This window comes from Amycolatopsis sp. MtRt-6, assembly GCF_017308975.1.
Taxonomy (GTDB): Bacteria; Actinomycetota; Actinomycetes; order Mycobacteriales; family Pseudonocardiaceae; genus Amycolatopsis.
Genome location: NZ_JADWPD010000022.1, coordinates 1 through 12,134, shown reverse-complemented (window position 1 = coordinate 12,134; position 12,134 = coordinate 1). Strand labels below are relative to the sequence as shown.

The 12,134-nt window shown below is 70.4% G+C and carries 13 protein-coding genes; 4 read left to right on the top strand and 9 right to left on the bottom strand.

Annotated elements, in window-relative coordinates; translation table 11 throughout:
* Positions 1-143: 143 nt before the first annotated feature.
* Together I4Q55_RS31280 and I4Q55_RS31275 are read right to left on the bottom strand one after the other, a co-directional pair.
* On the bottom strand, positions 144-872 hold the full coding sequence (locus I4Q55_RS31280) for a cupin domain-containing protein (RefSeq protein WP_206792840.1): 729 nt from the start codon (positions 870-872) through the stop codon (positions 144-146).
* Positions 873-892: 20 nt separating this feature from the next.
* Positions 893-1,450, bottom strand: coding sequence for a TetR/AcrR family transcriptional regulator (locus I4Q55_RS31275; RefSeq protein WP_206792838.1), 558 nt, complete (start codon positions 1,448-1,450; stop codon positions 893-895).
* A gap of 100 nt (positions 1,451-1,550) precedes the next feature.
* Between I4Q55_RS31275 and I4Q55_RS31270 the strand changes: the two genes are divergently transcribed.
* On the top strand, positions 1,551-1,928 hold the full coding sequence (locus I4Q55_RS31270) for a DoxX family protein (RefSeq protein ID WP_206792836.1): 378 nt from the start codon (positions 1,551-1,553) through the stop codon (positions 1,926-1,928).
* A 14-nt stretch (positions 1,929-1,942) separates the two neighbouring features.
* A complete protein-coding gene (locus I4Q55_RS31265) occupies positions 1,943-2,815 on the top strand; it encodes an RNA polymerase sigma-70 factor (protein WP_206792834.1) in 873 nt (290 codons plus the stop codon).
* 39 nt (positions 2,816-2,854) lie between these two features.
* Here I4Q55_RS31265 and I4Q55_RS31260 read toward each other — a convergent pair whose 3' ends face one another.
* From I4Q55_RS31260 to I4Q55_RS31230, 7 genes are all read right to left on the bottom strand, one after another.
* The gene (locus tag I4Q55_RS31260; RefSeq protein WP_206792833.1) at positions 2,855-3,676 is read right to left on the bottom strand and encodes a hypothetical protein; all 822 of its coding nucleotides are present in this window, start codon (positions 3,674-3,676) and stop codon (positions 2,855-2,857) included.
* Positions 3,673-4,302, bottom strand: coding sequence for a hypothetical protein (locus I4Q55_RS31255; RefSeq protein WP_206792831.1), 630 nt, complete (start codon positions 4,300-4,302; stop codon positions 3,673-3,675). The genes I4Q55_RS31260 and I4Q55_RS31255 overlap by 4 nt, the downstream gene beginning before the upstream one ends.
* Before the next feature lie 20 nt (positions 4,303-4,322).
* Positions 4,323-5,273, bottom strand: coding sequence for a tryptophan dimethylallyltransferase family protein (locus tag I4Q55_RS31250; RefSeq protein WP_206792829.1), 951 nt, complete (start codon positions 5,271-5,273; stop codon positions 4,323-4,325).
* A 312-nt stretch (positions 5,274-5,585) separates the two neighbouring features.
* On the bottom strand, positions 5,586-6,140 hold the full coding sequence (locus I4Q55_RS31245) for an ATP/GTP-binding protein (protein WP_086851220.1): 555 nt from the start codon (positions 6,138-6,140) through the stop codon (positions 5,586-5,588).
* 16 nt (positions 6,141-6,156) lie between these two features.
* On the bottom strand, positions 6,157-6,528 hold the full coding sequence (locus I4Q55_RS31240; RefSeq protein ID WP_206792827.1) for a DUF742 domain-containing protein: 372 nt from the start codon (positions 6,526-6,528) through the stop codon (positions 6,157-6,159).
* Complete coding sequence (locus tag I4Q55_RS31235; protein ID WP_086851216.1) at positions 6,525-6,950, bottom strand: roadblock/LC7 domain-containing protein; 426 nt, start codon at positions 6,948-6,950, stop codon at positions 6,525-6,527. The genes I4Q55_RS31240 and I4Q55_RS31235 overlap by 4 nt, the downstream gene beginning before the upstream one ends.
* Before the next feature lie 53 nt (positions 6,951-7,003).
* On the bottom strand, positions 7,004-9,397 hold the full coding sequence (locus I4Q55_RS31230; RefSeq protein ID WP_206792825.1) for an ATP-binding protein: 2,394 nt from the start codon (positions 9,395-9,397) through the stop codon (positions 7,004-7,006).
* A gap of 441 nt (positions 9,398-9,838) precedes the next feature.
* Here I4Q55_RS31230 and I4Q55_RS31225 point away from each other — a divergent pair, with 441 nt between their 5' ends.
* Positions 9,839-11,248 carry a fatty acid desaturase gene (locus I4Q55_RS31225; RefSeq protein WP_206792824.1) on the top strand — a complete coding sequence of 470 codons (1,410 nt, stop codon included), beginning with the start codon at positions 9,839-9,841 and terminating at the stop codon, positions 11,246-11,248.
* Position 11,249: 1 nt separating this feature from the next.
* Entirely contained in the window at positions 11,250-11,876 is a 627-nt protein-coding gene (locus I4Q55_RS31220; protein WP_206792822.1) for a TetR/AcrR family transcriptional regulator, read from the top strand.
* Positions 11,877-12,134: the final 258 nt, after the last annotated feature.

Here is a 12,134-nt window from a genome sequence, read left to right as displayed (position 1 = left end):
GTCAACGAGGGGCGGGCACGGCGTAATCGTGACTCGTGCGCGCCCCGTTGTCCAGAACTTTGTCTGTGAGGAAAGAGTTCGGAAATGTGGTGAACCGCAATGAACCCGCAGCCGTGTACCCCGGTGAGGCATGGAGTGTGGAGTCAGCTGTCCAGCATGGTCAGGCTCGGCGTCTCGCCTGGTCCGGCCGGGAAGTAGGCGAGGAACGTGACCCCGTCGCCCTGGGGGTCGAACCGGGCGATCCGCGCCGATTCGGGCTCGTGGAAGACGTCGCCGGGGGTGAGCACGGTTTCGGGTTCGCCCTCGATCTGGTAAACGGCCGAACCCGTTTCGATGCTGCCGAACACCGGTCCGTTGTGGACGTGCAGGCCGAGGTGCTCGCCCGGCGCGATGGTGATCCGGCGGATTTCGACGTGATCGATCACGCGGGGCGCCGGGAGCCGCTGGTCGAGCAGCAGCGTGCGGGTGAAGGCCGGGACGGCGGCCGGTTCACCTTCGCCCGCCGGCTCGCCGAGCTCGGTCGGGGTGCCGTCGGCGGGGAGCTCCTCGATGGCCAGGTGGGTCAGCGACGTCGTGTCGGTGGCGCCGTGCCAGTGCCATTCGCCGGCGGCGACGCGGACGGTGTCGCCCGGCCGGATCAGCTGGGCCGGGCCGCCGCGGCGCTGGACGTAGCCGGTGCCGTCGGTGACGACGAGGACCTGGCCGAGCGGGTGCCGGTGCCAGCGGGTGCGGGCGCCGGGGGCGAACTGCACGCGGTCGACCCGGGTGCGGGACGGGCCTTCGGGGACGGCGAGCGAGGTGATCCACGCGCTGCCGCTGACCGCGTCGGCGGGCGCCGGGGTGCTGGTGGCCGGGACGTGGCTGACGTGCATTTCGGGTTCTCCCTGGGGGTTCAGCAGGCGGTGAGCAGTGCGAGCACGCCGGAGACGGCCTGGTCGAACGGCTCGGGGGAGTTCGCGGCGCGGGCCAGTACGTAGCCGCCCTGCAGGACGGCGACGATGGTGGTGGCCAGCGCCGCGGTGTCCAGGCCGGCGGGCAGTTCGCCCGCGGCGCGGCCTTCGTCGAGGACCTCGGCGAGCCGGGCGCGCACGCGGGTGAGCGTCTCGTCGACCGGGGCGCGCAGCTCCGGGTCGGCCACGATGTCGGGGTCCTGGCTGAGCCTGCCGATGGGGCAGCCCTTGAGCACTTCGCGCTCGCGCCGCAGGTAGGCGGTGATCCGCTCGACGGCGGTGCCGGGGGTGCTCAGCTGCGCGTCGGCGGCGGTCAGGAGTTCCTCGGCACTGCGCCGCACGGCGGCCAGCGCCAGGTCCTTCTTGCCGGCGAAGTGGTGGTACATGCTGCCCTGGCCCGCGCCGGCCCGCTGCTGGATGGCCTTGGGGCTGGTGCCGACGTAGCCGCGTTCCCACAACAGCGCGCGGGCGCTGTCGACGAGCTGGTCCCTGGTTCCCATGGGGCCTGACTGTACATACCAGTAGGTACAGAAACAAGGCTGTCACAACTTCCCGCCGGGCGGTGTCTGGTGGCCGGACACCGTTCGAGAGGAGAACGTCATGGACGTGGCCCTGTGGATCGCGGCCGGTTTGCTCGCCGTCGTGGCCTTGACCGGAGGCGTCGGCAAGGTCTTCGTGCCCCGGGCGAAGCTGGCGGCCGCGCCGGGTGGGGAATGGACGGCCGCCGCCGCTCCCGGCTTCGTCAAGGGCCTCGGGACGCTGGAGCTGCTCGCGGCGCTCGGCCTGATCCTGCCCGCGGCGACCGGGATCGCGCCGGTGCTGGTGCCGGTGACCGCCGTGTGCTGGGTGCTGTTGATGGTGGGTGCGATGATCACCCACGTCCGGCACGGCAGTGCCGCGTTCGCCGTGCTGAACCTGGCCTACCTGGCCGTGGCGGCGTTCGTCGCCTGGGGCCGGTTCGGGGACTTCGTCGCGTGAGGGGAACAGACGTCATGACCGAAGCCTTCGTCGCCCACCGGAACCTGCTGTTCACCGTCGCCTACGAGATGCTCGGTTCGGCGGCCGACGCGGAGGACGTCCTCCAGGAGACGTGGCTGCGCTGGGCCGAGGTCGACCTGGCCGGGGTGCGCGACGAGCGCGCGTACCTGGTCCGGATCACGACCCGGCTCGCGCTCAACCGGCTGCGCACGGTGCAGCGCCGCAGGGAGGCGTACGTCGGGCCGTGGCTGCCCGAGCCGCTGTTGACGACGCCGGACGTCGCCGAGGACGTCGAGCTGGCCGAAAGCGTGTCGATGGCGCTGATGCTGGTGCTCGAGACGCTGGCGCCGACCGAACGCGCGGTGTTCGTGCTGCGCGAGGTGTTCGACGTCGGGTACGACGAAATCGCCGAAGCGGTGGGAAAAACGCCCGCCGCGGTCCGCCAGATCGCGAGCCGCGCGCGGCGGCACGTGGACGCGCGACGGCCGCGTGAGGTGGTTTCGGCGCGGGAGACGCGGGCGGTGCTGGAGTCGTTCCAGCGGGCGCTCGAGGGCCAGGACATGCAGGGGCTGCTGGACCTGCTCGCCCCGGACGTGGTCCTGATGAGCGACGGCGGCGGCGTCAAGCAGGCGGCCCTGCGCCCGGTGTCGGGCGCGGACAAGGTGGTCCGGTTCATCGTGGGCGGCATCGGCAGGGCGGCGGTGGCGGTGGCCGGGATGCCGACGGTGGTCAACGGGAACCCGGCGCTGGCCCTGCACGTCAACGGCGAGTTCGACGGGATCATGGCGGTGCGCGTGGAGGGTGGCCGGATCAGCGGGCTGTATTTCGTCCGCAACCCGGAGAAGCTGACGCGGGTGGCGTCGGAGACGCCGTTGACCCTGCGGTGAGACCGGCGGTGTGCTTCCCCGCACACCGCCGGATCCGCTTCATCCCAGCCGCTTGTCCCAGCCGGCGAAGGCGTCGACCAGCTCCTGCGGCGCGCCCGACTCCTGCAGCCGCCGGGATTCCGCCGCGATGTAGTACCGGTACAACGGAACCAGCCCCGCCGCCAGTTCCGGCTCGACCTCCGCCGGCTCCAGCGGGTGACCCGCGCGGACCTGCTGGGCCAGCCGCACCAGCGACGCCGCCGGGGCGTCCTCCCGCGTCAGGTACCACTCGATCGCTTCGTCGTTGTTCGCCGCGCGGCCCGTCGACGTCGTCCCGGAATACAGGAACCGCACCGGGAACAGGACCGCCTTCGTGAACCACACCTTGTCCACCAGCAGCCGCTTCGGCGACGTGAACTCGGCTGTCACCTCGTCGGTCGCCAGGACCGCGATCGCGAAGCCCGCGCTCTCCAGCAACAGCTCCGCCGCCTCGGGACGGGCGACCTCCGCGCGGACGTCCTCGCCGGCCAGCACCCGGCCGTCGTCGGCGAGCTGCAAGCGGTCCAGGGCCGGGAAACGGCCGTCGTCGCGGCCTTCGCGCAACGCCGGCAACGACGCCCAGAACACCGAAAGCTTGCGGTGCAGCGGGCTTCGCTCCTGCAGTGCCGCCGTCGTGCGCTCGACCGCCGAGCGGGCGTCGTCGCCGGTTTCGGTGAGCACGAGGGCCAGGTCGATGTCGCTCGCGGCCGCGGAGTAGCCGCCGTACGCCAAACTGCCCAGCAGGTAGACGCCGATCAGGCGGTCTCCCAACGCTTCCTGGTACGCGCCGGCGGCCTCGACGGCGATTTCGCGGGCCGCGGCGGCCGGTTCGGTGGTCGTCATGCCGCCACCGTATCGCGGCGGGCGCACTCGGCGATGCGGTCGGAAACCACGCCGATCACCTGCCATGCCCGGTCCAGCACCGTGATCACCGCTTCCGGCGTCCAGTCGCCGCGCCGCCGCAGCAGCTCGTACCCCATCTCGAGGTGCTCGACGTCGGCTTCGTCGTGCAGGCCGAAGTATTCGTCGTCGGGGAACGCCTTCGTGCCCGCCTGGCTGAACACCAGGCTGCCCGCTTCGAGGGCCAGGTGCGCCAGGACCGCGCGCTGCACTCCCGGCAGGATCGCGAACTGGTCGACGAACCAGGACGCCCCCATCTCGATCACCGGGTCCCACACCAGTTCCCGGTCGTCCGCGCGGCTGCGGGCCAGGATCTTGTCGTGGCCGACCTCTTCGGCCTGGTGCTCGCACGCGAGCGCGCGCAGCTCCGGGTCGCTCTCGAAGGTCACCCGGGCGCTGATCATCCGCTGGAAGGCGTTCGACCACGGCTGCAGGTACGTGAGCACCGCCTTCTTCGTCTCGGGCGTGGTGTTCTCGTCGGTCAGCAGCCGGATCAGGTCCGACGCCTCGTACTCCCGTTGCCGCTGCTCGTTGTGGCGGGCGACACGCTCGACGTCCTGCTCGGTCACGATCTGCTCCTTACGGTGGTCTATCCGAGGTCGACGGGCGAAAGCGGGGAGGGAGCCGGCCGGTCGAAGACCGGGAACCGGAAGTACGTGGTCACGTCGCCGCGGCGGCCCGCCGCGCGGAAGCTGACCAGTTCCAGCACGCCCCGGCTGTCGCTCGGCGGCGCGGGTGCCAGCGCTGCGGCGAGGGTGCGGAACCGGCCGGGGTCGACGCCTTCGCCGTGCAGCAGCGCGGCCGTGCGGTCCACGGCTTCGCGGTCGTCGGGTGCCAGTGCGGGCAGCCGCAGGTACGTCGTGGACTCGGCGGCGCGGTCCACACCGGACCGGAACGCCAGGCAGCTCAACGCCGCTTCGCCGGCGTCGGTGCTTTCGCCGGCCAGCGTCCGGTAGGCCGCCTGCGCGCGGCCGGAGTCGTGGTGCCGCGCCACGGCGGCGACGCGCTCGACCTCCGCGAGCCCGGCCCCGTGGTTGCGGTAGTAGATCTTGACGCGGGCCTGCGCTTCGTCGGTCAGGTCGACGGCGAAGAACTCGATTTCGCGGTCGCCTTCGACAGTTTCGACGTGACGCCGGGTGGTGTCCCAGGCTTCGGCCATGCCGAGCCGCGCCATGGCTTCGGCGACGGCCGCTTCGCGGTGCGCGTGCGGCCAGGAGTACAGCCCGAAGTACGTCTTGTGGACCACCTCGGACGGTGGCCGCCAGGCGATCGAATGCCACAGCGGCGCCGGCGACGGCCGGCCCGCGCGTGGGGTGAACGTCTCGCGGACGTGGTCGAGGCGCCGGCTGTGGAAAACGCTGTCGCCGGGCCAGGCCACTTCGTGGCCGAGGCTGTCGAACAGCACCCGCAGTTCCGGCCGCGCGCCGGACCAGTTGACCGACATCTCGGCCGGGAAGCCGTCGTCCGCCACATAGGACGGCCGGGCGGGAACCGGCCCGATCCGCTCGTGCGACCACGCCGGCAACAGGGTCCGCAGCATCCGGGTGGTCCGGACAGACTGCTCCAATGGGACATCGAGCGCTTCGCAGGCGGTAGACCACATGCCGCACAGGAAGTCGCCGAAGAGACGACCCTGTGCCGGATAGTTTTCCCTTATATATTCAGGAAACTCCGGCACGCGACTCGTCACGAGCGGATGCTATCAGTTGGATGCGTGCTCAACTAAAAGTCTGCACCCGGGTGGTCCAGTCAATTGGGCCATGTGGGTACGCCGGTGCCCGTCGCGGCCACGCAGGGCCACAACGGACACCGGGGATGTCCAGTGCGGACAAAAGCGGACAACGCGCAGGTCTCAGACCCGCGCCGGCACCACGGTCATCGCGTGCTTGACGAGCCGGATGAGCGCGAGCTTGCTGGAGTCGCGGTCGCGTGCGTCACACATGACGATCGGCACACGGTCCGGGACCACCAGGGCCTCGCGGATCTCGTCGGCCGTGTAGCGCGGGGCGTTGTCGAAGCAGTTCACCGCGACGACGAACGGGATCTTCCGGCGCTCGAAGAAGTCGATCGCGGCGAAGCTGGTCTCCAGCCGCCGGGTGTCGACCAGCACGACCGTCCCGATCGCCCCGCGGGCCAGGTCGTCCCACATGAACCAGAAGCGCGCCTGGCCCGGCGTCCCGAACAGGTACAGCACATGCCGCGGCGAGATGGTGATCCGGCCGAAGTCCAGCGCGACGGTCGTCGTCGTCTTCCGCTCGACACCGGACAGGTCGTCGACGCCGGCGCTCGCCTCGGTGAGCACCTCCTCGGTGGTCAGCGGCGGGATCTCGCTGACCGAACCGACCATCGTGGTCTTCCCGGCGCCGAAACCACCCGCGATGATGATCTTGACCGGCGTGGGGACCATGTCCGCCCCCGTGCCGTCAGTACTTGATGAGGCCATCGAGAACCGCCTGGAGAGTTTCGAGGTCCGGCGCCTGCGCCGGGTTGTGGGCAGGGGACCGCGTGATGACGAGGCCGCGTTCGATCAGGTCGCCGACGAGCACCCGCACGACCCCCAGCGGGATCTTGACGTAGACGGCGATCTCGGCGATCGACACCGGGTGGCGGCACAGCTGCACGATCGCGTTGTGCTCCGGGCCCAGCCCGGCCGGCTCCTGTTCCGACCGCAGGGTCATCACCTGCGTCGACAGGTCCAGCCGCGCGGTGCCGGCCGGCGTCCGGCCGCTGGTGATCGTGTACGGCCGGACCAGCGGCCCGGCGGCTTCGTCGTACCAGCCGTCTTCGGCACTCATGTGGCCTCCCGGAGCACCGACGCCGCTTCTCGCGGCGCGGACGCCATGTAGTCGCCGACGCGCTTGACGAGCCGGCTCATCTCGTAGGCGATCATTTCGACGTCGACGTTGTCGGCGGCCAGCACGGCGAGGCAGGCGCCCTGCCCGGCCGCGGAGACGAACAGGTAGCCGCGCTCCATCTCGATCATGTTCTGCAGCACCGGGCCGCGGTTGAACTGCTTGCTCACCCCCTTGGCGAGGCTCTGCAGGCTGGAGGCGATGGCCGACAGCTGGTCCGAGTCGTCCTTGCTCATCCCGGCCGACTTGCCGATGAGCAACCCGTCGGCGGAGAGCACGATGGCGTTCTGCGCGCCGACCACGCGGTTCACCATGTCGTCAAGCAGCCAGTTGAGATCGGGTTTGGGGTTCCCGTACTCGTTCATTCGACTTCAGACCCTGACTTTCCTGTGTGGACTTTCCGTTGTGTGGCCGGGGATTACGAGTCGTCTTCCGGTCCGCCGCGCCCGCGGCGGGTGCCCTTGTGGAACGCCGCGAGCGTGCGCGCGGTGCCTTCCCCCGGCGCCACGACGTCGTCGGCGCTGTCGTCGGGTTCGTTCTCGAGCTGGGCGACGAGGTTCTGCTGCGGCTCCCGCCGGGGCAGCCGGGGCCGGTCGTCGGTCGGCTTCACCTCCGTGGCCGGCGTGATGGCCGGCTCCGGCGCCGCCGCCGGCACGTCGGGCAGGGCGTCGGGCGGGGTGAGGGCACGTGCCGGGTACGGCCTCGGCTTGCTCTCTCGCTTCATCGGGATCTGGCCGCTGAACGAGCTGGGCGTGTCCATCGTGCGGAGCGAGCTTTCTGCCGCTTGGGGTGCCGGGGCACCCACCGGGGCGAGGACCGCGGTGGTCTCGGCCGGTGAGGTCTCCGGGGCCTGACCGCCGTCCTCGCCGGCCAGGTGCTGGGTGGGGATGAGCACGGTGGCGCGGAGGCCGCCGTAGCGGGACGGGTCGAAGGTGACGGTGATGCCGAGCCGGGCCGCCAGCCGCGCGACCACGAACAGGCCGAGGCTGGAGTCGGCCCGCAGGGCCATCGCGTCGAATTCGGGTGCCTCGGCCATCATCGCGTTGGCCCACTCGCGGACGCCGTCCTTCATGCCGAGCCCCTGGTCCGACACGTCGACGACGACGCCGCGCGCGACCATCCGGCTGGTCACCTCGACCGGCGAGCCGGGCGGCGAGAACGACGTCGCGTTGTCGACCAGCTCGGCGACCAGGTGGATCGTGTCGGCCACCGCGGCGCCGACGATGGCGACGTCGGCGACCTGCTCGACCTGGACCCGGGCGTACTGCTCGGTTTCCGAGACGGCGGCCCGCAGGACCTCCATCAGCGCGACCGGCTTGCGCCAGCGGCGGCCGGGCTGCTTCCCGCCGAGGATGATCAGGTTCTCGGTGGTGCGGCGGGCGCGGGCGGCGAGGTGGTCGAGCTGGAACAGCGCCGCCAGCTGCGTCGAGTCGTCCTCGCGCGCTTCCATCTCGTCGAGGATCTGCAGCTGCTGGTGGACCAGGACCTGGTTGCGGTGCGCGATGCCGAGGAACACGTTGTGCACACCGCTGCGGGCCTTGGCCTCGCTCGCCGCGGCGTTGACCGCGGTCAGCTGGGCGACGTTGAACGCCTCGGCCACCTGCCCGATCTCGTCGCGGCCGTGGTCGAGCCGGGGGAGTTCTTCCTTCAGGTCCACGGGTTCGCCGCTCTTCAGCCGCTCCACGATGTCGGGCAGCCGGTTGCGGGCGAGGTCGAGGGAGTCGTTGCGCAGCCGCGCGAGGCGCGTCATCAGCGCGCGGTCGACGAGCGAGCGGGACACCCGCACCGCGACGATGATCGCGGCGAGCGAGGCGAGCAGGGCCACGATGCTGCCGAGGATCACGTTGCGCAGCTGGGCGTCGCCGGCGTCGATCGCCGCGGCCGAGACCTTGTCCGCCTGGGTGATGGCGAGGTCGTTGAGGCCCTGGGCGACCTGGTTCGTCGCGTTCTGCCAGTCCGTTTCGGACACCGGCACGGAGTTCTGCTCGCCGGCCGACCACGGGCCGTGCTTGACGATCGCCTCTTCGGCGGTCGCCAGCTGCCGCCAGGCGGTGCTGGTGGTCAGCGCCTGGTACTTCTGGCGGACGCCCGGGTCGAGGAACGGCGCGACCTGCTCCAGCTGCGTCCGGTAGATCCCGGACAGCTGCGCGAACTGGGCGAAGTCGCTGGGCGCGAACGTCCCGGCGGCGAAGGCGGTCGAGACCAGCGACGTCTCGCGCGACATCATGTCGCCGGCGCGGAAGACCGTCGTCGCCGTGATGCCGCCGGTCGCGGCTTCGGAGTCGGGGACGATCCGGGCCTGGGTGTCGAAGAGGTTGGACGCGGTGTCCATCACGCCGTTGTAGTAGGCGTTGACCTGCGCGCGGTCGATGCTGCGGAAGCTGATCTGCGAGCGCAGCACGGGCAGCTGGTCGAACTGGGACTTCAGCGCGTTCACCTTGGACGCGATCTCGTCCGGCGAGTTGGAGATCGTCGCGGCGAAGGCGTCCTTCAGCGTGGCGAGCTTTTCGTCGGTGGCCTTCTGCTGCTGCTGGAGCCGGGCCGGGCCGAGCGCCGGGTCGTCGAGGTACTGCAGCGCGGTCTGGCGTTCCTTTTGGAACTCGGCCAGCGCTGTGGCGGCGGGGATCGAGACCTCACGGACGGACGCCGCGACCAAGCGGACATATACGCCATTGAAGAGGAAGTAGGACGAGACGGCGATCCACAGCACCAGCAGTGTCACGCTGGGAATGAGAACGGTCCTGGTCAGCCTTTTGCGGATCGACTTGTCGTACGGCTTGTCCGACTCGTCCCTGGGGTCTTTGTTCAGCACGGCGGTTCACGAACTCCTGAGTGACGGTCGGCGAGGAAAGGGGACCCGGACGAGGAAGCGGACACGACGATGGGACACAGCGGCCGCCGTCACCCGTCTTCGCCTCACCCTCCGTGTTGCCGCGGAATCGATCAGGGTCCGTTTTTTACCACGAACCCCGGACACCTGTTCGGCGCGACCCGGCTTGCGGACACTCGTCCGGCGGGCGGCGAACGGCGTTTACTGTCTGCTCCGGGGCGATTACCGGTATTTCCTCAGGTACTGGCGTTGTGGATTGATTCGCGGTGTCGATCACTGGGCCGAACGGGTGAAAGTGAATTCAGCTGGTTCGGTGTGCGCGAGTTGAGCGCAATCCTGCGCAGCTTTACATCGACTGAGATGTTGTCAAGCTACCTGGACATCGGCTACCGTCTTGTCCACTCAGCCGCCAAGGAGGGTGTGATGAGCGAAGCGACCGGGACCCTGCCCGCCGGCTCGACCGGGCTGTGGCGCGACCGCAAGCGGTACCTCTGGCTGATCGGCCTGGTCGTGCCCTCCCTGGCGTTCCTCGCCATCGGGCTGCACGCCGCCACCGGGTGGGGTGGCTGGTTCTGGATCGGGCCGGTCGTGATCCTCGTGGTCGTGCCCCTCGTCGACCTCGTCGCCGGGCTGGACCGGAGCAACCCGCCCGACGACGTCATCGCGCGGCTGGAGAACGACCGCTACTACCGCTGGATCACCTTCGCCTTCCTGCCTGTCCAGTACCTCGGCTTCGCGGCGGCGTTCTGGCTGATCGCGCGGGGCGACCTCACCGTGCCGGACAAGATCGGCCTCGCCGTGTCGATCGGGTGCGTCGGCGGGATCGGCATCAACACCGCGCACGAACTCGGGCACAAGAAGGAGAGCCACGAGCGCTGGCTGTCGAAGATCGCGCTGGCGCAGAGCTGGTACGGGCACTTCTACATCGAGCACAACCGCGGCCACCACGTCCGCGTGGCCACGCCGGAGGACCCGGCGAGCAGCCGCGTCGGCGAAAGCTTCTACCGCTTCTGGCCGCGGACGGTCTTCGGCTCGCTGAAGTCGGCGTGGCGGCTGGAGCGCAAGCGCTACGCCCGGCGCGACCGCCACCCCTACCGGCTCGGCAACGACGTGCTCAACGCCTGGCTGATGTCCGCGGTGCTGTGGGCGGCGATGGTGGTGTGGCTCGGCCCGGGCATCCTGCCCTACCTGGTGATCCAGGCGGTCGTCGGGTTTTCGCTGCTGGAGGTCGTCAACTACATGGAGCACTACGGCATGCTGCGGCAGCGGGCCGGGGTGCCCGGGCGGCGGCGGTACGAGCGCGTCGACCCCAGCCACAGCTGGAACTCCAACAACATCGCCACCAACGTCCTGCTCTACCACCTGCAGCGGCACAGCGACCACCACGCCAACCCGACCCGCCGCTACCAGACGCTGCGCGACTTCGCCGAGTCGCCGGTGCTGCCCACCGGGTACGCCGGGATGATCGTGCTGGCGCTCGTCCCGCCGCTGTGGCGCCGGGTGATGGACCCGCGGGTGCTCGCCCACTACGAGGGCGACATCTCGCGCGCCAACATCCAGCCCGGCAAGCGGGCCCGGGTGCTGGCGCGCTACGGAACCCGCGTCACGGCGGCTTCGCGGGAGATCGCCGACACCCACGGCGACGCCACCGAGGGCGGCATGTGCCCCGGCTGCGGGTACGTCTACGACGAGCGGCGCGGCGACCCTCGGGAAGGCTTCCCGGCCGGCACGCCGTGGGCGTCGATCCCGGACGCCTGGTGCTGCCCGGACTGCGGCGTGCGTGAGAAGGTCGACTTCGTGGCACCGGGGCGGATGGGCCCGGCCGGGCCCTAGAATGCCGATCATGAGCAGGGCGGTCCCGGCGCCGGCGGAAGGCGGTCAGCACCGGCGCCCGATCATCGCCGCGGCGATCGAGCTGACGGCGAGATCCGGCTGGCAGGCCGTCACGATGGCCCGGCTGGCCGAGCTGGCCGGCGTCAGCCGCCAGACGGTGTACAACGAGATCGGCTCCAAGGCCGCGCTGGCCGAGGCGATGGTCGCGCACGAGCTCGACGGGTTCCTTTCGGTCGTCGGCGCGGCCTTCGACCGCCACCCGGAAGATCTCGTCGAGGCGATCTACGACGCGGTCCGCGGAGTCCTCGAGCTGGCCGACGACAACACGCTGCTCCGCGCGATCGTCTCGGCAACACACGGCACGGCACCGGAGCTCCTGCCCCTGCTGACGACGGACGCGGGCGCGTTGCTCACCCAGGCGAAGCGCATGCTGGCGGGCCGCGTGGCGGCTTACCGGCCCCCGCTGGGCGACGACCGGGTCGCGGTGGTGATCGACCTGGTGGTGCGTGCGGTGTTGTCGCACGTCATGCAGCCGTCGGACACACCGGCCCGGACCGCGGACGCCCTGGCTTGGCTGGTCGCGCGCGTGCTCGGGGTGACGGCGAACCCGCCGCTGCGGCACACCTAGGTCCGCGCGTCCGGGGTCCCGGGATGCACCCAATGTGGCCTTGGTTGCGTCCAACGCACCGAAGGCCACATTGGTTGCGTTGGACGCACCGAAGGCCACATTGGGTGCGTTGGACGCACCGAAGGCCACATTGAGGTTTTCTCAGTAGGGCTGGGCTCGGGTGGGCGTGTTGGCGTGGGATGAGGCGTGGGGCCCCTGGTAGGACTGGATTTGCGAAGATCGAATCCTAGAGTTCCAGAGGCCCCACGTGATCCATTA

Bases quoted from the DNA above. Each gene is read 5' to 3' on its own strand.
- I4Q55_RS31250 (WP_206792829.1), bottom strand. From the start codon at position 5,273: ATGCTGCGGACCCTGTTGCCGGCGTGGTCGCACGAGCGGATCGGGCCG.
- I4Q55_RS31220 (WP_206792822.1), top strand. From the start codon at position 11,250: ATGCCGATCATGAGCAGGGCGGTCCCGGCGCCGGCGGAAGGCGGTCAG.
- I4Q55_RS31260 (WP_206792833.1), bottom strand. From the start codon at position 3,676: ATGACGACCACCGAACCGGCCGCCGCGGCCCGCGAAATCGCCGTCGAG.
- I4Q55_RS31280 (WP_206792840.1), bottom strand. From the start codon at position 872: ATGCACGTCAGCCACGTCCCGGCCACCAGCACCCCGGCGCCCGCCGAC.
- I4Q55_RS31265 (WP_206792834.1), top strand. From the start codon at position 1,943: ATGACCGAAGCCTTCGTCGCCCACCGGAACCTGCTGTTCACCGTCGCC.
- I4Q55_RS31275 (WP_206792838.1), bottom strand. From the start codon at position 1,450: ATGGGAACCAGGGACCAGCTCGTCGACAGCGCCCGCGCGCTGTTGTGG.
- I4Q55_RS31225 (WP_206792824.1), top strand. From the start codon at position 9,839: ATGAGCGAAGCGACCGGGACCCTGCCCGCCGGCTCGACCGGGCTGTGG.
- I4Q55_RS31270 (WP_206792836.1), top strand. From the start codon at position 1,551: ATGGACGTGGCCCTGTGGATCGCGGCCGGTTTGCTCGCCGTCGTGGCC.
- I4Q55_RS31245 (WP_086851220.1), bottom strand. From the start codon at position 6,140: ATGGTCCCCACGCCGGTCAAGATCATCATCGCGGGTGGTTTCGGCGCC.
- I4Q55_RS31240 (WP_206792827.1), bottom strand. From the start codon at position 6,528: ATGAGTGCCGAAGACGGCTGGTACGACGAAGCCGCCGGGCCGCTGGTC.
- I4Q55_RS31235 (WP_086851216.1), bottom strand. From the start codon at position 6,950: ATGAACGAGTACGGGAACCCCAAACCCGATCTCAACTGGCTGCTTGAC.